Origin of the sequence: Shewanella cyperi (genome assembly GCF_017354985.1) — a bacterium.
Lineage (GTDB): Bacteria > Pseudomonadota > Gammaproteobacteria > Enterobacterales > Shewanellaceae > Shewanella > Shewanella cyperi.
The window spans coordinates 305,823-329,081 of the sequence record NZ_CP071501.1; the positions used below are offsets into that span (position 1 = coordinate 305,823).

The 23,259-nt window shown below is 54.7% G+C and carries 16 protein-coding genes; 10 read left to right on the forward strand and 6 right to left on the reverse strand.

Annotation, left to right across the window (positions count from 1 at the left end):
- Positions 1-2 precede the first annotated feature (2 nt).
- The 4 genes from JYB84_RS01360 to JYB84_RS01375 all read left to right on the forward strand — a co-directional run bounded on the left by JYB84_RS01360 (position 3) and on the right by JYB84_RS01375 (position 4,330).
- Positions 3-869, forward strand: coding sequence for an NTP transferase domain-containing protein (locus tag JYB84_RS01360; RefSeq protein WP_207321676.1), 867 nt, complete (start codon positions 3-5; stop codon positions 867-869).
- Positions 862-1,956 carry a phosphotransferase enzyme family protein gene (locus JYB84_RS01365; protein ID WP_207321677.1) on the forward strand — a complete coding sequence of 365 codons (1,095 nt, stop codon included), beginning with the start codon at positions 862-864 and terminating at the stop codon, positions 1,954-1,956. Before JYB84_RS01360 ends, JYB84_RS01365 begins: the two co-directional genes overlap by 8 nt.
- 77 nt (positions 1,957-2,033) lie before the next feature.
- Positions 2,034-2,792 carry a prolipoprotein diacylglyceryl transferase gene (gene lgt, locus JYB84_RS01370; RefSeq protein ID WP_207321678.1) on the forward strand — a complete coding sequence of 253 codons (759 nt, stop codon included), beginning with the start codon at positions 2,034-2,036 and terminating at the stop codon, positions 2,790-2,792.
- A gap of 122 nt (positions 2,793-2,914) precedes the next feature.
- Entirely contained in the window at positions 2,915-4,330 is a 1,416-nt protein-coding gene (locus JYB84_RS01375) for an MFS transporter (RefSeq protein WP_207321679.1), read from the forward strand.
- 68 nt (positions 4,331-4,398) lie between these two features.
- Here the strand turns inward: JYB84_RS01375 and JYB84_RS01380 are convergent, their stop codons facing one another.
- The 3 genes from JYB84_RS01380 to JYB84_RS01390 all read right to left on the reverse strand — a co-directional run bounded on the left by JYB84_RS01380 (position 4,399) and on the right by JYB84_RS01390 (position 8,717).
- A complete protein-coding gene (locus tag JYB84_RS01380; protein WP_207321680.1) occupies positions 4,399-6,750 on the reverse strand; it encodes a hypothetical protein in 2,352 nt (783 codons plus the stop codon).
- A 329-nt stretch (positions 6,751-7,079) separates the two neighbouring features.
- Positions 7,080-7,742: a sulfotransferase family protein gene (locus JYB84_RS01385; protein ID WP_207321681.1), complete on the reverse strand. Its 663-nt coding sequence runs from the start codon at positions 7,740-7,742 to the stop codon at positions 7,080-7,082.
- Between the two features lie 6 nt (positions 7,743-7,748).
- On the reverse strand, positions 7,749-8,717 hold the full coding sequence (locus JYB84_RS01390) for a LysR family transcriptional regulator (protein WP_207321682.1): 969 nt from the start codon (positions 8,715-8,717) through the stop codon (positions 7,749-7,751).
- A gap of 233 nt (positions 8,718-8,950) precedes the next feature.
- Here JYB84_RS01390 and JYB84_RS01395 point away from each other — a divergent pair, with 233 nt between their 5' ends.
- Entirely contained in the window at positions 8,951-9,454 is a 504-nt protein-coding gene (locus JYB84_RS01395; RefSeq protein ID WP_207321683.1) for a lactoylglutathione lyase family protein, read from the forward strand.
- A gap of 93 nt (positions 9,455-9,547) precedes the next feature.
- Here JYB84_RS01395 and JYB84_RS01400 read toward each other — a convergent pair whose 3' ends face one another.
- Both JYB84_RS01400 and JYB84_RS01405 read right to left on the reverse strand, forming a co-directional pair.
- A complete protein-coding gene (locus JYB84_RS01400; RefSeq protein ID WP_207321684.1) occupies positions 9,548-9,742 on the reverse strand; it encodes a hypothetical protein in 195 nt (64 codons plus the stop codon).
- Positions 9,743-10,713: 971 nt separating this feature from the next.
- Positions 10,714-14,880 carry an AAA domain-containing protein gene (locus tag JYB84_RS01405; RefSeq protein WP_207321685.1) on the reverse strand — a complete coding sequence of 1,389 codons (4,167 nt, stop codon included), beginning with the start codon at positions 14,878-14,880 and terminating at the stop codon, positions 10,714-10,716.
- Positions 14,881-15,268: 388 nt separating this feature from the next.
- Here JYB84_RS01405 and JYB84_RS01410 point away from each other — a divergent pair, with 388 nt between their 5' ends.
- Both JYB84_RS01410 and JYB84_RS01415 read left to right on the forward strand, forming a co-directional pair.
- Positions 15,269-15,457, forward strand: coding sequence for a helix-turn-helix domain-containing protein (locus tag JYB84_RS01410; RefSeq protein ID WP_407696022.1), 189 nt, complete (start codon positions 15,269-15,271; stop codon positions 15,455-15,457).
- Positions 15,454-16,701 (forward strand): DNA cytosine methyltransferase, encoded by a 1,248-nt coding sequence (locus tag JYB84_RS01415; RefSeq protein ID WP_228290857.1) that lies wholly within the window; start codon positions 15,454-15,456, stop codon positions 16,699-16,701. The genes JYB84_RS01410 and JYB84_RS01415 overlap by 4 nt, the downstream gene beginning before the upstream one ends.
- Positions 16,702-16,921: 220 nt before the next feature.
- Here JYB84_RS01415 and JYB84_RS01420 read toward each other — a convergent pair whose 3' ends face one another.
- Positions 16,922-17,542, reverse strand: coding sequence for a paraquat-inducible protein A (locus JYB84_RS01420; protein WP_207321687.1), 621 nt, complete (start codon positions 17,540-17,542; stop codon positions 16,922-16,924).
- Between the two features lie 295 nt (positions 17,543-17,837).
- Between JYB84_RS01420 and JYB84_RS01425 the strand changes: the two genes are divergently transcribed.
- From JYB84_RS01425 to JYB84_RS01435, 3 genes are all read left to right on the forward strand, one after another.
- A complete protein-coding gene (locus tag JYB84_RS01425; RefSeq protein ID WP_207321688.1) occupies positions 17,838-19,271 on the forward strand; it encodes an alanine/glycine:cation symporter family protein in 1,434 nt (477 codons plus the stop codon).
- A gap of 64 nt (positions 19,272-19,335) precedes the next feature.
- Positions 19,336-20,025 carry a pyrimidine 5'-nucleotidase gene (gene yjjG / locus JYB84_RS01430; protein WP_207321689.1) on the forward strand — a complete coding sequence of 230 codons (690 nt, stop codon included), beginning with the start codon at positions 19,336-19,338 and terminating at the stop codon, positions 20,023-20,025.
- 259 nt (positions 20,026-20,284) lie between these two features.
- A complete protein-coding gene (locus JYB84_RS01435) occupies positions 20,285-23,215 on the forward strand; it encodes a TonB-dependent receptor (RefSeq protein WP_207321690.1) in 2,931 nt (976 codons plus the stop codon).
- The last annotated feature ends 44 nt before the right edge of the window (positions 23,216-23,259 follow it).

Here is a 23,259-nt window from a genome sequence, read left to right on the forward strand (position 1 = left end):
GGATGACGCAGGTCCTGACACTGGTGATCCTGGCGGCCGGTATGGGCAGCCGTTTTGGCGGTGACAAGCAGTTGGCCGAACTCGGCCCCAGGGGCGAGAGCCTGTTATTGCTGTCGCTGCGCCAGGCCTTTGCCGCCGGTTTCCGCAGGGCCGTGTTGGTGATCCGCCCCGAACTGGAGGCGCAGCTGTTGGCCTCGTTGCAAGGTCAATTGCCGGACGAACTGGAACTGCATTGCTGTTTTCAGCGCCTCGATGATCTGCCCGCGTCTGTGAAGACGGCACCGTGGCAAGGTCGCAGCAAACCCTGGGGCACGGCACACGCACTCTGGAGTGCGCGCCATCTGGTCAGCGGACCAATGGCGGTGATCACCGCCGATGATTTTTACTGTGCCGATGCCTTCGCGCAATTGGCCTTGGGGCTCAGGAACTCGGATAACTGGATGCTGGTGGCCTATCGCCTCGGCAATACCCTGTCGGAGCATGGCGGGGTCAACCGTGGTCTGTGCCGCGAAGCCGATGGCTGGTTGCAGGATATCCGCGAGTGCCTGGCGATTGAATATATAGATGGTCAGCTGCAGGGTAAACTGGCCGGCAACACAGTGGCACTGAGTGCGGACATGCCTGTGTCCATGACCAGCTGGGGCTTTCAGGCAGATATTTTTCCCCGGCTGGAGTCGGCGCTGACGAACTTTTTCAAGCAGCAGCCGCAAGCCTCCAGTGAGTGTTTCCTGCCGGATGTGGTACAAGAGGCCATGGCCTGCGGGCAACCGGTGCGACTCGCAACCGCCCGGGACATCTGGCTGGGGGTGACCTTCCCCGGGGATGCGCCCAGGGTCAGACAAGCTTTGATGGAGTTATTGGGTGATTGAACTCATACGGCAGCGGGTGCTGCCTCACTATTCGATAGCAGCTAACAGCGCAATAGCAGCAAGCAGCGCTGGCGAGATTAAGATTTCGCCCCTGGGCAACGGCCATATTAACGACACTTTTTTGGTGCGTGCCGGCGGCACAGAGTTGGTGCTGCAAAGGCTCAATACCCAGGTGTTTCCCGATCCCTGGACTTTGGTGAACAATGCGGCCCTGATTGATGCCCATCTGCAACGGCAGCAGGCGGCCGGTCGCTTCCGCTTGCAGCGCATAGATCCGCAGCTGACGCTGGATGGCAAGCTGGCGGTGGATTTGGGTGCCGACGGTTTCTGGCGTGCCATTCGCTTTCTGCCGCACAGCACCAGTCTGGAGGTGGTAGGCTCGATTGCCGAGGCAAGGCAGGCCGCTGCGGCCTTCGGCCATTTTGCCATGGCTCTCAGCGATTTTAATGCCTCGCTGCTCGGCGATGTGATCCCCAACTTCCACCATCTGCCGGGGCGTATGGCCCAGCTGCAACAGGCCGTGGCCGCAGACAAGGCCGGCCGGGTGGCCGAATGCCAGGATTGGCTGAGCTTTGTGCAGCAACAGCAGCCCCTGCTGGATGAACTGGCGCAAACCCTGCCCAACTTGCCGCTGCGGGTGTGCCATAACGACACCAAGATCAACAACATGCTGTTCGACAAGCGCGACGGCAGCGCCATGGCTATTATCGACCTCGACACCTGTATGCGCGGTCAGCTGATGTATGACTTCGGCGACATGGTGCGTACCTTCACCTCCCCCGAGGCCGAGGATTCTCGAAACCTGGATAAGGTGCGGGTGCGACCCGAGATGTTTGCCGCCATCTGCGAGGGTTTCCTGGGCGAACTGGGGCAAGTGCTGACCCAGGCCGAGCGCCACAGCCTGTGGCTCGGTGCCAGGGTCATGTGCCTGATGATTGGGGTGCGCTTCCTCACCGATCACCTCAATGGCGATGTGTATTTCCATATCCAGCGCGAGGGTCATAACCTCGATCGGGCCGCCAACCAGTTCAGCCTTTATCTGAGCCTGCTGGCCCAGGCCGACAGTTTGAAGGCCTGTTTGAGTTGAATCGCGCCAAGCCACAGCTGTCATAGCCTGAGCGAGTGTTGCCCTTACCCTATGCCAAAGTGCCAAGAGAAGCCCCTATGAACTGGAATGTTGACCCTATTTTGTTGCAGCTTGGAAGCATCAGCCTCCATTGGTACGGGTTGTTGTTTGCCACAGGTATCTGGGCCGGAGCGTCGCTGCTCAAACGCCTCTTGGTCGAGGGAAAGCAGAATGCTGAGCTGGTGGATGAGCTGTTTCTGCCCGTGTTTATCGGCATCCTGGTCGGCGCCAGGCTGATGCATTGCCTGGCCTACGAGCCGGACTACTTTCTCGCCCACCCCATAGAAATGCTTTACCTCTGGAAGGGCGGCCTCGCCAGCCATGGTGGCGGCCTGGGCGCTATTCTCGGCGTGCTGTGGGTGGCGAAACGACAAAAGGTCGGTCTGCTGTTCCTGCTGGACTATCTGGCCCTGCCGACCCTGGCATTCGCCGTTTGTGTGCGTACCGGCAATATGATGAACTCGGAAATCTACGGCACTGTGACCGACATGCCCTGGGGCATAGTGTTTGAACGTATTGATATGCTGCCAAGGCACCCGGCGCAGCTTTACGAAGCCCTGGGGTATCTGCTGCTGGCGCTCTTGCTGTGGCGTTTTCGCCGCGGCCTGCTGGCCCTTGAGGGGAGGCTGTTCGGCGCCTTCCTTATCGGGGTGTTTGTCATCCGCATGCTGGTGGAAACGGTCAAACCGGAACAGGCCAGTTATATTCCCGTGCTGCCCCTGACCGTGGGGCAAATTCTCAGCCTGCCCTTTATTCTCACCGGCGTCTGGCTCTGGCTGCGCGCCCGCCGCAGCTAAGGTGACAAGTCGTCGACAGTGTCGGCGGCAATATTTCCCGGCCCGATATTTCCCGACAATACTGGCAGTTGCAACAGGGTTAATTCATAATCGCCGCAGACTTTCTTTTTGCGGTCAGGTCAATGTCACGCTCAGATCCTTCGTCCCAGGAGCCATGCCAGAATCGCCGTGCCGAGCGTTGCAGCTGGTTGCGGCTGACCCTGAAGCGCTCCCAGCAGGAGGCTGCTGCCTCCTCGGCAATGACGGCCACCAGTGACAACTTCTTCAACGCCTATGCCATTTTCCTCGGCGCCAGTCTGGGGCAGATGGCCTGGGTCAGCGGTTTGCCGCAATTGTTCGGCGCCATCTCCCAACTGTTGTCCGTATGGCTCGCCAGTCACTTCTCCCGCAAGCAATTTATCGTCGCCTGTGCCGGCTTGCAGGCACTGGTGGTCATGGCCATGGGCGCAGTGGCGGCTTTCAGACCTGACGAGGGCGTGTGGATCTTTATCGGCCTGGCCGCCCTGTACCACGGCTTTATCAACCTCATTCAACCCCACTGGCGCGCCTGGATGGGGGCCATAGTGCCGGAGCGGCGCCGCGGCGCCTTCTTTGCTGCCCGCACCCGGCTGACCATGGGGGCTTCACTGTCGGTATTCTTCATCGGTGGCGGCATACTGACACTGACAGACTCGGCGGGTATGGCCTGGCTGGGGTTCAGCCTGCTGTTCTCCATCGCCGCCATGGGGCGTTTTGTGTCGGCGCGGTTGTTGTGGCTGATGCACGATCCCGAGCCCAGATACCCGCGGGAACGCGGGGTCTTTGTCCGTACCCTGAAAAACTTTGCCGGTGCCTGGAAGGATAAAACCTTCCGCCACTACAGCCTGTTCGTGGCCGGGATGCAGGCCATGGTGGCCATCTCGGCACCTTTCTTTGCTGTGTATATGCTGGAAGGGCTCAAGTTCACTTACCTGGAATTTGTGTTTGCCAGCGTGGCCTCCATCTGCACCCAGTTTGTCACCCTGAGATTTTGGGGCCGCTTCAGCGATCTCTACGGCAACCGCTTGGTGATGATCATCACCTCCTGCCTGATCCCCAGCCTGCCGCTGCTGTGGCTGTTCTCGGATAACTACGGTTACATACTGGCTATTCAGGCCTTCTCCGGCTTCGCCTGGAGCGGCTTTACCCTGAGCACCGCCAATTACCTGTATGACATCCGCCCCTTCCGCTCCGATTTCGCCACCTACGCGGCGTTGCAGGCGGCCCTCAGCGCCGGTCTGGTGTTTGTCGGCGCCATGTTCGGTGGTCTCATCGCCAGCCACGCGGCGGACTTCCTCGCCTGGAGCGGCTGGGATCTCGCCAGCCCCATCTTCGTGGTATTTCTGGTGTCGACGGCGCTGCGCACCCTGGTCACCGCCTGGTTTATTCCGCGTTCGGTGGAACCCAAGGTGCGCCCAAGGCCACAGCTGTTGCAGCTCATCTTCCGCATCCGCGGCTTCAATGCCATCAGCGGTGTGGCGCTGGATTTTCTTACCGTGGTCAAGAAGCGCAAGGATTAAGGTCAGATAGAAACAGCCCGGCGGTTGCCGGGCTGTTATTTGTGGAGCTGCACGGTATTGAGTGGGACCTATTGGGCCAGCCTCAGCCACTTGTCGCTCCATACCTCGCCGACGCTGCCATCCATGGGCGCCCAATCGCTTTCTTCATTGAAGCCCTTGATGGAGACATAGTCGCCATACTTGCCGAGCAAACTGAGGTAAGCCCTCATGGCCACACCGCCGTTGCCATCGCTCACTTCAACAACTATCTCGCCGAGATCATTGATGCTCCAACTGAAGTCTGTCGTTTCCGCGGGATCGACCATATAGTCGGTAAAGCTGCCGCCATTTTCATTAAAGAGGATCAGGGTCTCCAGGTTACCTTCGGAGTCGTATTCCTTGAACTGATAACCTGTCAGCATCCCGGCGGTAAAAGCCATGGCTCCGGCGTCACCGCGACAGCCGGCCACCAACTCGCGGTACTGTGTCAGTGACTTGAGGGTGTCGACTATTGGGCCACCGCTGCTGTCATCCCATTGGGTGTTGCCACTGTCGCAGACGAAATCTGCCGGCGGTATTCCACCGTTGAACAGGGTGAAATCCAGATTGTTGACTATGTCGTCTTTGGCTGTTTGGTTGAAGATGATTTCATCATCATCGTCGTGGCCCGCACCGGCGGGGATAAAGGCACCGATACGAACGGCATTCTGCAGCTCGGCGAACAGTATTTCCCCCATGTCTTCCATCTCATGGTCGCCGAAATGGCGCACCGCGTCCGGCAGGGCCAGCAGGAACAGGGTTTGTCCGGATTGGGTTACTGTGCGCCAGGTGCCGGTGGCGTAGAGCATGGCGCTGCGTGTCTGCATGCCCATGCCGTCCTCCATCCAGTACAGTTTGTGGTACTTGACTGTGCCGCCTTCAATCAATTCGGCCAATATGTTCATATCGTCATGCCAGGCAACGTAGGGGCCCACCAGATGATCGGCACTGCCATCGGAGGCGGTGGCGGACACCATGGAGGCCAGGGTCAGCGCAGGTCCTTCGGTGCCATCGGCCATGCGGGCCCAGACGCTGTTGCACATGCCTTCCACCGTGCCGTTGTCACCACATCCATCCCACAGAAACAGTCGATACTGGTCGTGATCCGTGGTGGCCTTAATGGCAAAGGCCTTGGCACCTTCACTGAAACTCACACTCTCAGGCATAACCTTGTGCCAGGCCCAGGTGTTTTCCTGCTTGGACAGCAGGAGTCTGGTATTGAGCCCGGCAAGGGCGTACTCGGTGGCGCTCAGGGTTTCACTCAGGGACGGAAAATCAGGATGGCTCAGGGTAATGGTACCGTCCTGATTCAAGCCGCTGATGACGAATTTTTCCGTGGTGGCTTGCCAACCGTTGTCGGTCAGCACAAAGTCATCCATATCAAATTCATCACTGCTGTGGACGACGAATTGGCCATTTAACAGTTCGTAGCGGGTCTCTGTGGTGGTCTGATTGGTGGCGTCATATTGAATGCCACCATATTCGAGACTCAGTTCGGCTTCCTCTACCTCGCCATCGAACCAGAAGATGCCGTTGCCACTGACCTCGGCCACCAGATTGGCCGCCGCCGCATTGGCTTCGGCGTGGAGCAGCGCGACCTGATCTTCCAGATTCTCACCGGACACGCCGGCGGCCCCTTCCACTTCATCTGAGCCGGCCACGGCGTCGGGATCAAACTCGCCACCGGCTTCCACCGCCGCCTGAACCTGGGCCACTATGGTGTCGAGGGCGTTGACCAGGGTATCCACAATCAAGGCAACCAAATCGTCGGTGGAGATGCCGGCCGCTGCGGCCGCTTCCTGGATTTGCGCCAGGTTGTTGGCTATCACCCGGGCTGTCACCTGGGCGACCTGGTGCAGCCGCTCAAAGGCGTCCCTTTGCTCTTCGGTCAGGCTATCGTTGTTTTGACCTGCCACATAGTCATCGGACAGCTCCATGCTGGTGCCCAGCAAGGCTTTCAGCCTGGCTTCGGCATCATCCTGGCTCGCGCCCTGATCCATCTCCCCCAGCACCATGGTGCTCAGGGGGCTGACAAAGTTGTAACCCGCAGGCGCAGTGAGTGTGTACCCCTTGACTATGGCTGCGCCTGTGTCTTCATCCATGGTACCGGCCGCCACTTCTACCAACAGGGGGAAGCTGTCCAATTGTTGTTGAGTGGCAGCGCTGAGGCTGAAACTGCCGCCGGCCCCTGTGGTGGCACTGGGCTCACCGGTATCGCAGACCTTATTGCTGTTCAAATCCAGGCACACCTTGGCGCCCACCAGATAGCCGTCCGCCACCTTGCCATTCAGGGTTACTGTGGTGGGTGGTGGGGGCTCAGGATTATTGTTATTGCTGCCGCCGCCACAGGCCGAGAGCACTGTGGCCAATGCCGTGGTGATTAAAAGCCGTTTGAGATTCATATGATCACTCCGCTGATATTGTTGGCTGAGTTCCTGATTGCGGGAGTCCTGTGCCTTGGGGACTGTGTGCTCCTGCGCTTCCTCGCCGCGCCTTCTCCTTTGGCGCGGTGAAATGTACTCAAAAAGTGTAGAAGCCAAATTGGGTGGGCGGTTGGAAATCGGATGTCGAATCAGGATCTGGCGGTGGCAAGCAGAGAGTACAGAGCCGGGGCTATCACAGAATTCCGGGTTTTAGGCGGGAAAACCTGAGGCGCTACAGCCTTAAATCAAAATGGCTTGAATCAGTTATGGCTTGAAACAGTTTTGGCTTGAAATCATTCGGCCTGGAATCAATCCGGCTTATAGTCGAAAAAGGCCCGCCGCTCGGGGCCGGAAAGATTGGCGCTGATCTTGTTGGGGTGTTTGAACTCGTCGAAGCCGGCCACGTTGCGGCCACGATTGAGGTGAGGGAAGGGCGTGTCCGCTGCTACCGGCGGCAGATCCAAAAATTCATGCAATTTTGCCAGGGCGCCGGGGGCGCTGATGTCCAGTATCAACAGGTCGTCGCGCCTCTTGGCGCCTTCCTTCCCGGAGAAATAAGCCACTGCTCCGGCGCGGTGGCGCTCATAGGCATTTTGCAAAGTCGCTTCCTCCTGCCTCTGCGGCGCCACGCCGAAACAGAGTTGGAAGCTGCGCTTCATGATCGGATGAAAGCGCCCGGACACAGGATCCAAATGGGGCCCCATCCGGCCCAGCAGCATCTGCATTGAGTTTACCCAGTCGGCCATTGTTCGCTCTAAGTAAACAAACTTGCTACCTGGAAAGAGTTTGTCCAGTTCTCTGTAGTCACTGAACACCGGAGCATCGGCAATAACCTCGGCGGCCGCGAACGACGCCTTGGTAAAAGCCGTATGGGCCACCTTTAACCCGGCCTCAAGCAAGGCCACACAAACGCTGGTGGTGCCGGTGCGGGGCAGGCCTATGATAAAAATCTTGTTGATGGGCAGGCTCATGTGGTGTCAGTCAGCTTGGTCACTCAGGTGCTGCTTCCCTGAGTAAGCAGCTTGATTCAGCACGGATTGAATAAGGGTCCTGATGGTATCAAATCGGGCGGGAAGTTGCCGCTGGCGTTTGTGAATAAGATACAAGGGCTCGAACACTGGCTCTTTGCCCACAAATACTGTGAGTTTGGCCTTGTTGCTGAACTGCTCCACCACAGACAAGGGCAGCACGGTGAAGCCGAGCCCCAAAGACACGGGCAGTAGAATCTGCCCTAACTGATTGATGTAGCTACTGACCGGGAAATCTTCGGCAAAGGCGCTTTGGTAACTCTCATGCTGGCTGTGGGCAAAAAACAGCGACAAATAATGTGCCGCATCCGGGTGGCTTATCAGCCCAAGCGCTTTTAATTCGTCAATCGGGGGCAGGGGAGAATCAAGAGTCGCTGGCATTGCCGTTTCTGAAATCGAAAAGTTCGACGCAGGCGTGATAAGACACAGTGCCTGAGTTCCTATGTCTTGCTCCTGAAACAGCCCCCGCGGTGGCGCGGCGGTAATAATGCCAAGGTCTTTATCTCCCTGCTGCACCTCGTTGATGATGCGCGCATTGGGCGCTGCCTCCACATGTACCTTAAGCCCCGGATGCGCAGATTGCAGTGCCAGCAGTTCTGGGTACAAAAGCTGCGCCAGGGCACCCGAGCAGGCGAGGCGACATGTGCCATTGAAGGGGGTGTCCTCACCCAGACTGTCGAGCAGTGCTGCCTCAGCTCGGGCTTGCTCAAGGGCATAATGATACAACCGCTCGCCAGCTTGGGTGAGTTCGATGCCGCTGCGGCTGCGAACCAGCAGCTGGTGGCCACAGGCCTGCTCCAGCTTATTCAGGTGCTGGCTTACCCCGGGCTGAGTCATAAACAGTTTGCTCGCCGTTTGGGTAAAGTGGCCTGTGTCCACCAGGGTGACAAAGGTCTTAAGCCATAGGGGATTAAGCATGGGTTGAGTTCTCGCAAAGGAAAGGGATGTGCGCGCCTTGGCCGCGGCTCCGTTTGGGTACTGGTGGGCACGTTTGATAATTAAAAATTATCAAAATAAGAATATATGATAATTATTCATTTGTGTGTCTCGGGCTTAATCTTTGTGCATCGGGAGGAGGGGCTGTGCACCACATGGGTTGCGGCTGTTGTCCTTCTCCCTTCGCATTAATGAACAGGAAGGCGAGGTTAGCCATGAACACATATCCACGCAGCTTTTCCCACATAGGTATCTCTGTGCCCGACCTTGAGGCCGCAGTGACCTTTTACACCGAGGTACTGGGCTGGTACCTCATTATGCCGCCGACCGAGATTGTGGAAGATGACTCGGCCATAGGTGAAATGTGTACCGATGTTTTCGGCGCCGGCTGGGAGAGTTTTCGCATCGCCCACCTGTCCACCGGCGATCGCATCGGCGTTGAGCTGTTCGAGTTCAAAAACCAGCAGAACCCGGAAAACAACTTCGAATACTGGAAAACCGGTATCTTCCACTTCTGTGTACAGGACCCGGATGTGGAAGGCCTGGCCGAGAAAATCGTCGCCGCCGGCGGTAAAAAACGCATGCCCGCCCCTCGCTACTATTATCCCGGAGAAAAGCCTTACCGCATGATTTATATGGAAGATCCCTTCGGCAATATTCTTGAGATCTACAGCCACAGTTATGAGCTGCACTACGCCAGTGGTGCCTATACCGGCTAATCGCTTTCAGGCTGCCGATTTGATTCAGCCTTTACCATCAAGCCCACGGTGTTGTTCTCATGAAGCCGAGACCGTGGGCTTTTTCACGCCTGCTCAAGCGTGCGGCTGTTGTTGTATCGCAGTGATTGCCGCGATGGCGTCGCTTTCGGCTTCGTTGGTTGACCAGGTTAACCCTTCGTCCCAGATGCCATCGTCTTTGACTATCGACCACATGAGGCCACCGCGATACCTATCCGGATTGGGAGCTATATAAATTATCCAATCGTCCTGTGCGATTTCAATTTCCATGGCAGCCCCTGTTTGTGCTCAAAACGTTGATGGGTTCAGGGTATGGGGAGTGGGAAAGATAAGCCACGGACTATGAGTCACATTGGGCCCCAGGTGTCATATATAGTTGTGCCAGAGGCGCGGTGCTTTTGATGTCCCTGTGGGACTGGCCGCTTGCAGCGGCCGGAAAGTCGCGGCCTTCCAGCCCGCCTCCGGGCAAGGGGCTTTGCTCGTCCAAAGCCCCTTGCAACCCAAAGGACGCCCCCGCGAAGCCGAGCGCTTTGGCCTTATGGGCTGAAAACGACCACCGTGACCGACTCGCTCCATGCTCGACGGTCACTGCCTCGATATCCCTATCTTGTCTTGGTCGTTTTCCCACGCCCAACAGCCAAAGCGGCTTCGATGGGGATTGGTGTATTCTGCAAACCTTTCCAACTAAGACGTCGATAGCAGTTGTTTAAGTTGGGTTATCGCTTCAGGAGAAAATCTAATACTTTGGCTCTTTTTCCCTTTTTCTTGGCGTTCTTTAGAGCCATAGGTGTCAATCTGTAAGTGCCGTTTGCCAGTAGAATCGACGACCCAGGTGTAAGTTGCATTGACTTCTGTGTGTTCCGAAGATCTAGTGAGCGTCAGAGGCTCCATTTTTCTGATAATCGCCATTAGCATTCCCTTGTTCTCAGTTGAATTAAATAAAAAAGTACGCCGCAAGTGCTGTGTGAAAGCCCTCCATTTAGCTTTAGTGATAACACGATTGATACGATACTAATCGTTCGGAACAGAGACACTCAAAATCGTTCTATTGCTTGCAATTGATGCAAGCCATTCGGCTGATACAGTCCGGAAGTGAGCTTGTAGTTCAAGCAACAGCTATGAGTGTCTCGGTGCCACTTGTAAACAAGTGTCATCATCAGCAAATCAGATGTGACTGCCTAGAACCACAGAATTTCAAAGGCAGCCTGATGCCAAACGTCTGCAACAAATTGGCTTTACCGTTACTCTCTCGGTATAGGCGAATAAATTGTTGCATGTTTCTCCCCTATATCGACATGTCCTACCATGTGACTGCACAGCTCTCTGATGGCTTTCCAAAGCATGGCTGATTCATAGTTCTCTAGATCTGCCGGCACATTATCCAGAAGAGATTTCGCACATACCACAATGAGGCGTTCTTGCGTTCTAGAGAATGCAACGTTGGCGCGGTTTAAGTCCAAGATAAACGCAGCATTCTTAGTAATAGCAGCCGTATCACTTGCTGTTGCCGATACAACTACAACCGGACATTCGCCCCCTTGCATCTTCTCTACGGTATCAATGCGAAGAATTTCATCACGCTTACCAAGCTGCTGTGTCAGAAGGCTGCGTTGAGCACGGTGCGGGGTCATTACCACCACGCTTTTGGGACTATGCCTGTTCTTGCTTTGAAGAATGGCCTCGATAATCTCCACTTCAAGCGGATTTGCTTTTACCGAGGTTTGATCGTCATGTACTACGAGATGCAGCCTTGCTGAATCAGTCCAGATTGCACTCCAGGGGGATTCAGCATCAACTTCGTGAGCATGATTTACCATTCCTTCGGCATCCTCCCTACCCAACAATTGAATGTTGTCGCGCTCGTAAACGGGATTTATAAGATGACGAACAACCTCTGGCAGTCGGAAGGTGAATGTCAATGAAGACAGCACAACCTGATTGTCTGCAACTTTGCGGTTAACCTTAATACCGCGCACAGCTTCATAGGCGCTTACATAAGGTTGGTAAACAGTTACTGGGTACCTGTCTTCTTCTTCCCAGTTATGAGCAACTATTGGCGCAAGCTGCCTGTGATCACCCGCGAGCATAATTTGACCATCTGCGGCGACAAGAGTTGTCAAAGCTAGGAAATGAGCGAGCACCATCATGCTGGCTTCGTCGATAATTAACAGTTTGCTCTGGAATCCGGTGGGCCGTTTTCCAAACGCAGCTGATGAGTCGAGATTAGCTGCCAACTTCAATAGCGCAGTTGTAGTGCCACCGAGGATGACAATTCCGTTCGCTTGAGCGCTTTTGAGAGCCCTGACTGCCGCAGTGCTATGAAGTGTTGCTATGCCGTCTAAGTCTTCATTTTCTCTTGGGTCAACGCGGAAGAGATTCACGGGGGGGGTTGGTAGTCCCGCAGCTGCAAAGCTGTGTTGTAAAGGTTCTACAGTTGTTAGAATGCGGCTCATGAGTTCGTTAACAGCCGTGTGCGTCTGTGCGCCAATTACAACAATATCGCCAGCTTGAAGCCCTATCCAGCAACGTGATAAAACGCTTGCTGCCGTCGTCTGCGTTTTACCTGTTCCAGGAGGGCCTTGTAAGAGTTGAATTCGTGCGGACTCACCCTCAATAACAGCTTGCTGCTGGTCGGGCATCAACTGATAGCCTTCTAAAGTACGGAATGCAGACAGTGCAGCAAGCAAGCGTTGGCTTGAGTTCTCTTCGAGCGCAGCCTTTGCTGGTACGCGAGGGTTAGCCGTATCGAGCCATTGGAATGTGTGATGAGCGGGAACTTCGACAAGTCTGGCATCGGCTTTTGGTGCCACGAAGTCACTTACGCTTTCATCTAATGTTGCAAACGAAAAAGCAATCTTATCAGCTGCTTTGCTAGCAGCTATATATCGACCGCTTTTCGAGTATAGAGGGGAAAGGCGGACGAATCCTCTTGTCCAATCGATATCTTCAACTACACAAGTAGAGCCGCCAAAAAGCAGTTGGTTAATTGTTTGACCTATCTCTGGATCTCCGGAGTGTGGACTTAATCTAGCAAACTCTGCACCACTGAAGATGTTTCGCAGAGTCGCCAGGTCAGTCTTATAAGTACCAACATCAATTTCTGCTGTCAGCTCTTTCCCTCCAGTCGCAACCTGCACATTACGGAGCGGGAGCGTAATTCCCTTGGCTACTCGATTTGCAGCCGGCACCATATGTATCGATAACCACTCAGCAATCTTGACATGGTGATCTAGTCTCAGGAAATCGAGCGCGGCTTCTGCTGGTGTTGTTATGCCTAGATTGAATTGTCTCAGAGCAACAACATCAAGCTGAGGCTTTGAAATTTCGTCGTTGCGAGGAAGGAACCATTCCACCCATCGCATGGCATGCACACGCGCTTGCAGAAGCCCTTGAAGATAATTTGGTTGTGTTGCTTCGTAATAGCGCTCCAGTTGACCGCGTTGCTGCGCGTCTTCTGCTGTTTCTGGTTTAGGAAGGGTGTTCCAGTAGGCCCTCCAATATGGGGCACTGAGCGAATCAAAGAAGCGACTCCTGATCTCAAAATGGTGTTCAGTCTTATCAACATCACGTTCTCGAGCCCATTCGTTATTTGGTCGAAGTTCAAGTGCTGTCTTGAAATCAAAGAGGTCTTGTCGGAAGACCCAGTCCAGGGGCACTGACTTACGGTTAATCGTGCGAGTCCAATGAAACCGCTCACCGAACCATCTTAACGAAGTCAAGACAGACAGCCCGCGGCCAGTCCAGCCAAAAGCAAGCTGATTGTCAGCTTCTTCACCAATACAAGAAAAAATTAGCTGATCGAGCGGTTCTCTGCAGCCCATCAGTTCCTGAAGGCTACGTAGTAGTCGTGTGTTTGACCGAAGGCATGCTTCGATAAGTTGTGACATTTCAGCACGTGCCCAGACATAGAAATGAATTGGCGCAAGCCGTCCTGGTGCAATGTCTACGATTGCATTTATCAAATCATCGAAGAAGCCTTGTAGTAGTTCGGCTTCTTGTCCTGAGGCTGTGTCATGATTACTTGACCATGGGGCTGCGCGTGTCCGAATGATGTCTCGACATTCAGTAAGCTCCCGTTGCTGATAGATGGGCCTGCCATCCTCTCCAACCGCTTCCGTCTTAAGCCGCTCAACTATCGTTGCCTCTGGAGCCCACCGACCATTCGTATGTTGGAACGGTGTATGAAGTTGCCATTGGCTCGTTGTGATATGAGCTGCGAGAGAACCAATTCTATTCTCAACATAATCGTAGTGAACACCTAAGTAGATTCGAACTACAGGAACACCTTGACTCTCGAACTTCGGCAATTGACTTTGCACTCGCCAAGGGAGTCTGGCTACAGGATAGTCCTCTGGCTTATGTGCTCCGTTTGGTAGAGTTGTTCTACGAGCTCGCGCAAGCGCTTTAAGTAGGGATAAATTGCCTGAGAATCCTGGGGCAGTTCTGCATCCTCGCGCAGCAGGCGAGTCAAGATCTAGCTCGGCTAGCTGATCGATGTTGCCAATTCCATTGCTCTTGAGAACCCTTGCCGCAGATGAGTCGATGGCAACTAGTTGCATGGCTCGAGTGCGGCCAGCTTCGGGAAGACAGACCACGTTGAATTTACAGTGATCACACTTAGATTCAATCGTGTATGGAAGGTCATTGAGATCCGTGGTGAAGACAGTATCTATTTGTCCACTTTGTTCAAGGAGCCGTAAGACATCTGAGGTTTCGACCTCCAAGTCAAGCGCGGTCAGGCCCCGTACTGGTTGAACTTCTTCCGTACCTTCGTCGATTCTCGCTACGACAGCTTCAATCGAATTCGCATGGACAGCGGCTCCGGCGATCTCCAGACCATGAACTTCGACCAGCCCTCGGACCAGCAACCTGTAGATAGCCGCTTGAATTCGCTGATACGTCTTATCTTTCCGTGAAGCTTTGCATTCAACAAGACGAATCCGTGGTAAAAGGTCATGCCATTCAACGATCACGAAATCGATCCGACCAAGCACTTCAAAGGCACCGACGAATCCACTTACATCTATCTCGCGTCCAAACGCTAGTTGCCCAGGCACAAGTGTCCTAAGTACCTCTGCAAATTCCATCCATGTCGTTTGGGTATCTTCGCCAGCATCTCTTCGAGCACGAAATCTTGTTAGGTCAACAAAATCTTCGGCAACCAGGCCATCATCAACTTCGTCTTCACGATCGGCTCCAGCAGTACGCAAGACAGGGTCAAGCGGATTGAATAGGCGGTTATAGAAGGGTAGCTCGCGTCGCAATTGCCGCTCATCATGCCCAAGCTTCAAGCGGCGAGCACAAGAGTGATGTCGGATATATTCCCCTATATCCGTGACTTTCAAAGCGACATGACCAGCATCTGGCATGTCGTCTTCCCTATCGAATATTGCTGTGGGCAGATCCATTTGCTCCTCTCCCCCAAAGTGAAGAATTACCCGAAGAATTTCGGCCTTTAATTCGTGTGCGTGTCGTGCTCCACGTTCAATGATGGCCCAGATCCGATCGGTAAGTGATCAGTTGTGATTGTTCATGAAGTGTATCTACATTCACCATGCGGAGAACATCTGTTTCTAATAATGTCTTTGATTGTAAAGTTGATAGTTATCAATAAGAAGAGGTGTCATGGAAATTAATAGTGATTTAGATCTCATTTTTTTTCAGAAACTAATCCGCCGTCCTTCATTGCGGAATCGCAAAGTGAGGAAGATGATGGTAACATTGGTTCAGCATCAAAATAATCTCCTACAGAACAAAATGAGCCATTAAATGATAAAATGTCATCTTTCAAAAGTGATGGGGGAGCAAAAGCTCAAAATATCCGATGTATCTAGAAAAACTGGGATCAACAGGGGAACTTTAACAAGGATGTATCATGAAACATTGGTACGAATTGATTTAGATACTATCAACACTCTCTGTGAGTCCCTAGGTATATCTGTAGATGAGTTATTCGAATATCAGAAAAAAGAGACGAACGTGTGAGCACTAAGCCAGCTAAGTATATGATGTCGCTTTTTAGTGGCGCCGGTGGTTTAGATCTCGGGCTAAAAGCAGCAGGATTCATCAATAAGCTCTGTGTCGAAATTGATACAGCGGCCCAAAATACAATTATATTAAACCACCCTCAATGGAAGCTCGCCTCTCAAGGTGATATTCATGCGTTAACACCAAAAGAGCTTTTAGATGAGGCAGGGCTTAAACCTAGGGAACTTACTCTACTTGCAGGTGGGCCACCATGTCAGCCTTTTTCCAAATCCGGATACTGGGCCACTGGTGATACAAACCGTCTCACAGATCCTAGGGCAAAAACCTTAAAAGCCTATTTGGATATTGTTGGTGAAGCTTTACCTGAAGTTATATTGCTCGAGAATGTAAAAGGTATTGCCTTTTCCGAAAAGGATGAAGGATTGCAGTTTTTTATTGATGAACTTAACAACATCAATAGAGTTAAAAAGACCAACTATCACCCAAACGTAATCGGTCTTAATGCTGTTGATTATGGCGTCCCACAGTCACGGGAACGCGTATTTATTATCGCAAGTAGAGATGGAAAACATTTTAAGTTGCCTTCGCCAACGCACTTTGATCCTGAGAAATGCCCGGATCAAGGTTTACCATATTTAACGGCATGGGATGCTATTGGTGATTTAGATGTTGATATTTGGTTGGACGAAGTTAAACCTTCTGGTAAGTGGGCCGACCTCCTGCCTTCGATTCCTGAAGGTCAAAACTATCTCTGGCACACAGAGAGAATGGGGGGGATACCGTTATTTGGGTGGAGAACCCGGTTTTGGTCATTTCTTCTTAAGCTTGCGAAAAATAAACCAAGTTGGACTATTCAAGCTCAGCCTGGTCCGGCAACAGGCCCCTTCCACTGGAAGGGGCGGCTGCTTTCAATTCGCGAACTTGCCCGGTTGCAAACTTTTCCAGATAGCTATGAATTTGCTGGTGATCGACGTGCTGTGCATATGCAAATTGGAAACGCTGTACCCCCGGCAATTGGAGAGTTCTTGGGCTTGGAGATTTGCCGCCAATTTTTTGGTGAAAGTGTCCGTAGAAGACTAGAGCTTATTCCTGAAAAAAGAACAGACTGCCCACCTCTAGAAACACCTAAAGCTGTGCCTAAAAAGTATTTATCGTTGCAAGGTGCTCACGGTGCTCACCCAGGACCAGGGAAAGGTCCTGGAGCACAAAAGCGAGAGCAAAAAGCACATGCTAATGTCTAATCACACATTAAAATTCAGTCTAATTTGATATAAGAGGTTTTGCTGGATGAGGTACGTCTCCGAGGTCCTTTTCATCCCATGAGGATCATGTAATGAGCTTAGTCCGGAGGCGGCAGGGACATATGTTCAGAAAGAGTAAGAGGGGCTTGCTGTTGAGCCCCTTTTGGCCGGGTGTGGGGTGGAGACCCACGACGTTTGCCAAGCGCAGCTTGGCATTACGTTATTGGGCTGATTTCGAAATCAGCCTACTCATCATCACATTCGATGCGATGGAAAACAGGCAGTAGCCGGTGAAGCACCAGAAACCGGGTTCCAGTTGGGCGTGCATTGTGATGAGCTCGCCCATCTGGCCCTTGGCGTTGCCGGCGAGGTAGCTGACTATAATGGCCACCACGAACACGTCGGCCATGCTCCATTTGCCGATAAGGCCAATAAAATGATGCAGGCTGCGGGCGAGCCGGTCTGCGGGTTTGAGTGCCAGTAGCCCCAGCTGGCACAGCAGCTTGAGGCCGGGGATGATGACGGAGAAGGTGGCTATCAGTACTGCGACCAGCAGGTTGCCGTGGTCGGCCAGATCCTGAATTGTGCCCCAGATGCTGCGGGTCTTTTGGTAGATTTCCACCTGTCCCTCAACACGATTGAAGCCCAGCAGGGCGGATACCGAGCCGAGAATGCCGCGCACCTCTCTGTCTTCTGTCATCATACCTATGGTGGTGTCGGCAAATTTGGCCTTATCGGCCTGGCCATCGAGGCTCAGCATCGGCAGGGTCAGGCCCGGGATCAGCAGGGTGAGGGCGATAAGAATGACCAGCAGTTGGGGCCAAAGGTTGCGCTTTATCATGGAGTCTCCTGAATGTTTTGTCACCGCCGTACCGGGGAAATGCCCAGTGTATTAATGGGGCATGAACGGCGCCTGAATGGCGCGACTTTAGCACGGTGGGCTGCTTAACGCCGCCTGTTTGCACTCTCCCCACCCAGTATTGGCTCACGGCATTTACTCACAGGGTTCACTCGCAGCGTCACCATTCCCGCTTCCCACTCATTCCATGCATTCTGCTCATGCCAGGCGCCGATGCTTTCTATCGGGGCCTGCGACTGATAAGTTAGCCCCATGGCCGTTAACATAGATTCAACACATGAGTTCAGAGACGTCTTATTCCTTTGCCCAAGCCGCTGCCGATTTTTCCGCTTTCTCCTGGGGGCCACACATGCTGGTGTTGCTGGTGGGTGGAGGCTTGTTTTTCCTGATCTATTCAGGCTTGGTGCCGTTTCGATACCTTAAACACGCCATCGATATCCTGCGGGGCAAGTACCCCGAAGCCAATGCGGTGGGCAATATCAGCCACGCAGGGGCGCTTTCCAGCGCCATGGCGGGGACTGTGGGTATGGGCAATATCGGCGGGGTGGCGATTGCCATAGTGGCCGGCGGTCCCGGGGCGATTTTCTGGATGTGGGTCAGCGCCCTGGTGGGCATGGCCACCAAGTTTTTTACCTGTACCCTGGCCATCATGTATCGCGGCAAGGATGAAACCGGGCGGGTGCGCGGCGGCCCCATGTACATCATTACCCAGGGGCTTGGCAGCAAATGGAAGCCGCTGGCGGTATTCTTTTGCTCCGTGGGCCTGGTGGGCAATTTCCCGCTGTTCAATACCAACCAGCTGGTGCAGATCCTCAAGGAATACCTGTTTCTGGCCCCCGGTAGCACGGGGGTGGCGGTGGGCAGCGGCGAACACTTCTGGATGGAATTCAGCCTTGGGCTGGCAATCATGGTGCTGGTAGCCCTGGTGATCCTGGGTGGGATAAAGCGCATCGCCGCCGTGGCGACCCGAGTGGTGCCGCTGATGATCCTGCTCTATGTCGGCTGCGCCCTGTATGTGATCCTCACTCACCTGGGTGATGTGCCCATGCAACTGGCGCGGATTGTGACCGATGCCTTTTCGGTGCAGTCTGTGGCCGGTGGATTGCTGGGCACCATGTTGACCGGCGTCAAGCGCGCGGCCTTTTCCAACGAGGCGGGCCTGGGCACAGAGGTGATGGTGCACGGCAATGCCAAAACCTCGGAGCCGGTGAAGGAAGGGCTGGTGGCCATGTTGGGTCCGGCCATCGACACCCTGCTGGTGTGCACGGCCACGGCGCTGATCATCCTGATTTCCGGTGTGTGGGAGAGCGGCGGTGCCAACGGCATCAGCCTGTCGAGCGCCGCCTTTGCCGAAACCATGCCCGGCGTCGGGCCCTATCTGATGCTGGTGTGCGTGAGCTTTTTTGCCATTACCACAATCTTCACCCAGGCCTTTTACGGCAGCCAGTGTTTTGCCTTCCTGTTCGGCGCCAAGCGCGAGCACTGGTATCTGTACCTGTATCTGTTGGCGATTTTGTTTGCCGCCACCAATAACCTCAGCGACATAGTCAATATCATCGACGGTGCCTATGGTCTGATGGCCATTCCCACCATGACGGCGGCGCTGTTGTTGGCACCCAGGGTCAGGGCGGCGGCGAAGGACTATTTCGGCCGCCTGCGTGTTGCCAATGCCGCGGTTGGGGCTAAGGATGTGCCCGCCAATCGTCGTTGAGTTTTGGGGGACAGTGTGAGTTGGCGTACAATCGACTCCTTCACCTTATTCAACGGGAGTGTGAATGTCGTATTGTGATCAGGTCGGATTTGACTGGGTGCTGTTTGACGCCGACGAAACCCTGTTTCATTTCGATGCCTTTGCCGGACTCAGACAGCTGTTTGCCGGCTTCGGGGTGGACTTCGGCGCCGTCGAATACGAAGAATATCAGCGGCTGAACAAGCCCCTGTGGGTCGAGTATCAGGAAGGCCGCATCAATGCCAAAACTCTGCAGGAAAGCCGTTTTGCCCTCTGGGGTGAGCGTCTGGGTGTGGCCCCGGCTGAGCTGAACTCGGGCTTTTTATCGGCCATGGCCGACATTTGCGCGCCGCTGCCCGGCGTGCCCGAACTGCTCAATGGCCTGCGCGGTCGCTATCGTTTGGGGATCATCACCAATGGTTTTACCGAGTTGCAGCGCATTCGCCTGGCGCGCACCGGCTTTGCCGAACACTTCGAAGTGCTGGTGATCTCCGAAGAAGTGGGGGTCGCCAAGCCCGACAAGGCCATCTTCGACCACGCCCTGGATGCCATGGGTAATCCCGATCCCGCCAGGGTGCTGATGGTGGGCGACACCCTGGCCAGCGACATCCTGGGTGGTCTCAATGCCGGCATGCAGACCTGCTGGTACAACCCGGGTGCCAAGGCAATCGATCCCGGTATCCAGCCGCACCTGGAAATCCGCTGTCACAGCGAGCTGGCCCGTTTGTTGGCCTGAGTCGATCCCCTTTATCCCCCCAGCCGCGGCGATTCGTTTCAGCGCTCGCGGCTTTGTTTTTCTTGCGGTTTTTCTTCTGCCCCCTGACCTTGCTGATTGTTGCAATTGTTAAGTTATTGTTGTGAATACGTATGCATAAGATTGAGCTGATAATTTGACCAGGCTTAGTATGGGGCCCACATGATCCAATGCTCCTTGGTGTCTGCTGTACAGGCGGGTGTTGGCAACAACAAGTGTCGCAAGACCAGGGAGAAAAACCATGTTCAAGCTCAAACCCAGTGTCCTGACTCTGGCGTTGGCGGCTGCCGGCCTGCCGGGGGCAATGCTGCATTCGGCGGCTTTTGCCGCCGAGCCGCAGCAGAGCGAGCCAACGCAAACCGCTGAAGCCACAGAGAAAGAGACCGCCAATCAGACCAAGATCAATCAGGAAGACCTGGAACACATAGAAGTCACAGGTTACCGCCGCAGCCTTATCGATTCACTCAATGCCAAACGTTTTGGCGATACCGTTTCCGAGCAGTTGTCCGCCGATGACCTGGGGGCCTTGCCCGACGTGTCCATGGCTGATGCTCTGACCCGCTTGCCGGGGATCTCGGCGGTGCGCACCGGCGGTCAGGCGGCGGAAATCAATATCCGCGGCATGTCCGGTGGTTTTGTGTTTTCCACCCTCAATGGCCGTGAGCAGGTGTCCACCAGTGGCTCCCGCAGCATCGAATTCGATCAATACCCTTCGGAACTGATCAGCTCCGCCGCCGTGTACAAGTCACCCAAGGCATCGCTGATAGAAGGCGGTCTGGCAGGCACGGTGGAGCTGGCCACCGCCAGCCCACTGGCGGCGGATAAAGAGCAGAATGTCACGGTCAACGTCCGTGGCATGTACAACGACAGGGCCAGCGAAGTGTATGGCGCCGAGGAATTCGGCCACAGACTGAGCTTTTCCTATCAGGGCAAGTTCCTCGATGAAACCCTGGGTGTGGCCCTGGGCTATGCCCGGCTGGAGCAGCCCAGCGTAGCCACCCAGTTTATCGGTCTGGCCTACAACGACAGCAAGGATGTGGACGGCCTGGCCAACGACACCAATGGTCCGGATGGCGGGCTGAACAAGGAGTACATCAGCGAAGGCTTCGAGTTGCAGCATCTTGGTGGGCTTGAGGTGCGTAACGGCTATATGGGCGCCATAGAGTGGGCGCCGGTCAGCAACTTTAAGCTCAAGGCCGATGCCTTCCTGTCGCGCTTTGACAGCGAGGCCTTTGCCCGCGGCTTTAGGGTCAAGCTTGGCGGTCCCAACGTTGCCGTTGCCAACCCGGTGCTCGACGGCAATGCGGTGATCGGCGGCACCTTCAACCGCACCTCAAGCAGCTATACCCGGGTGGAATTGGTCAACGATGACAACCAGGACTTCGATCAGGTCAACAGCTTTGGGGTCAACGCCGACTGGCAAGTGACCGACAGGCTGAATGTGGCGGCGGACGTCTCTTATTCCTCCGCCAAGAGCGATTTCCGCAACGGCCTGCTGTGGTCAAACGTGGCCGTGGATGCCAATGCGGACAAGCCGCTGTTCGATGAAAACGTCTCCATCAGCTATCAGCTCAATGGTCTCGACCTGCCGGATCTGGGCTTTAACCAGGCCGATGCCTTCTCCGATATCAACCGGGTGATGGTGAGCAAGTACGGCATTTATCCCTATGAAAACGAAGATGAAGTCAAAGCCTATCGCCTGGACTTCAAGTACGATCTCGACAGCGACTGGCTGGCATCGGTTGAGTTTGGCGTGCGTTGGTCCGACAGGACCTACAGCAATGACCGCTCGGTATTTGAGTTCGGCAACGATGGTGGCTTCTCCGGCACCGAGCCGCCGCTGCAACTGACCGAAGATATGGTGACAGTGGTGGACTGGAGCGGCGACTTCAGCTATTTCCCCTCCTATCTGGCGATCGATCTCGACCAGGCCCTCAATGCCTGGTTCCCCGAGGGAATTCCCCAGCCGGTACAAACCTGGGGTAATGCCAAAGGGGTCAGCGATTCCATGGGCTATACCTCTGACTACTCCTGGTCCGTGCAGCAAAGCGGCGAGGTGTACGAAAAGGTGCTGGCGAGCTACCTGATGTTCAATATCGACACCGAGATCGCTGGTTTGCCGCTGACGGGTAACATAGGCCTGCGCCGGGTGGATACGGATCAGTCGGCCACCCTGCTGCAGGACGTTGGTAGTGATCCCAGACAGGGTGCCCAGTACATTGTCGATGAGGTTGGCATAATCAATAACCTATATGCCCCGACCGTAGTGGGCATCACCTATACCGACTACCTGCCCTCCCTGAACCTGAGTCTCAAGCTCACCGAGGACAGCCAGCTGCGTTTTGCCGCTGCCAAGGTGATGGCGCGGCCGCCCATCAACCGTTTGGCGGGGGATGCCAGCGCCACAACCAATAACGATGGCGTAATTAACGGCTCCAGCACCAACAACCCCTTCCTGAAGCCCTTTTATGCCACCCAGTATGACCTGTCCTACGAACGCTATTTCGAGGAAGGGGCTCTGGTGGCGGCCCTGTTCTACAAGAACATCGACTCCTTTATCGACACTGTGGGTATTACAGGTTTCGACTTCCGTGGTCATGGCTTCAACGTGCCCGATTACATAGTGGATCCCGACAGCGGTGAGCATAAAGCGACTACCAACGGTACCTACACCACGGCGGTGAACAACACTGAAGGCGGCTATATCCGCGGTCTGGAACTGGCCTACACCCAGGTGTTTGCCTCCTTGCCCCGTCCCTTTGATGGTCTCGGTCTCAACGCCAGCTACTCCTATACCGAGAGCGAGGTGCAGAAATTCACCAGTCTGGGGGGCGACAGTGTGCCGCAAACCCTGGAAGGCCTGTCGAAAAACGTTGCCAACCTGACCCTGTTCTACGGCTATGAAGGTTTTGAGACCCGTGTCAGCGCCCGTTACCGCTCGTCATTCGTGTCCGAACAGGTGGCCATCAACAGCCAAGTGGTGAATTTCGATGCCGAAACCGTGCTCGATTACCAGGCCTCCTACCAGATTAATGACAATCTCGGAGTGCTGTTCCAGGTCAACAACCTCACCGATGAGCCCACCAAGAGCTACTTCGGCACCGAGGCCAAGACAGGCACCCTGCAGTACTTCGGCCGTCAATTCTTCCTGGGGGTGACCTATGCCATGTAATCCCAAGGCCGTTCGAAAAGGTCATAAACTCACTTTTACCGAGG

Bases quoted from the DNA above. Each gene is read 5' to 3' on its own strand.
- yjjG (WP_207321689.1), top strand. From the start codon at position 19,336: ATGTCGTATTGTGATCAGGTCGGATTTGACTGGGTGCTGTTTGACGCC.
- JYB84_RS01435 (WP_207321690.1), top strand. From the start codon at position 20,285: ATGTTCAAGCTCAAACCCAGTGTCCTGACTCTGGCGTTGGCGGCTGCC.
- JYB84_RS01410 (WP_407696022.1), top strand. From the start codon at position 15,269: ATGGGGGAGCAAAAGCTCAAAATATCCGATGTATCTAGAAAAACTGGG.
- JYB84_RS01400 (WP_207321684.1), bottom strand. From the start codon at position 9,742: ATGGAAATTGAAATCGCACAGGACGATTGGATAATTTATATAGCTCCC.
- JYB84_RS01380 (WP_207321680.1), bottom strand. From the start codon at position 6,750: ATGAATCTCAAACGGCTTTTAATCACCACGGCATTGGCCACAGTGCTC.
- JYB84_RS01425 (WP_207321688.1), top strand. From the start codon at position 17,838: ATGAGTTCAGAGACGTCTTATTCCTTTGCCCAAGCCGCTGCCGATTTT.
- JYB84_RS01395 (WP_207321683.1), top strand. From the start codon at position 8,951: ATGAACACATATCCACGCAGCTTTTCCCACATAGGTATCTCTGTGCCC.
- JYB84_RS01390 (WP_207321682.1), bottom strand. From the start codon at position 8,717: ATGCTTAATCCCCTATGGCTTAAGACCTTTGTCACCCTGGTGGACACA.
- lgt (WP_207321678.1), top strand. From the start codon at position 2,034: ATGAACTGGAATGTTGACCCTATTTTGTTGCAGCTTGGAAGCATCAGC.
- JYB84_RS01375 (WP_207321679.1), top strand. From the start codon at position 2,915: ATGTCACGCTCAGATCCTTCGTCCCAGGAGCCATGCCAGAATCGCCGT.
- JYB84_RS01360 (WP_207321676.1), top strand. From the start codon at position 3: ATGACGCAGGTCCTGACACTGGTGATCCTGGCGGCCGGTATGGGCAGC.
- JYB84_RS01405 (WP_207321685.1), bottom strand. From the start codon at position 14,880: ATGGATCTGCCCACAGCAATATTCGATAGGGAAGACGACATGCCAGAT.
- JYB84_RS01385 (WP_207321681.1), bottom strand. From the start codon at position 7,742: ATGAGCCTGCCCATCAACAAGATTTTTATCATAGGCCTGCCCCGCACC.
- JYB84_RS01420 (WP_207321687.1), bottom strand. From the start codon at position 17,542: ATGATAAAGCGCAACCTTTGGCCCCAACTGCTGGTCATTCTTATCGCC.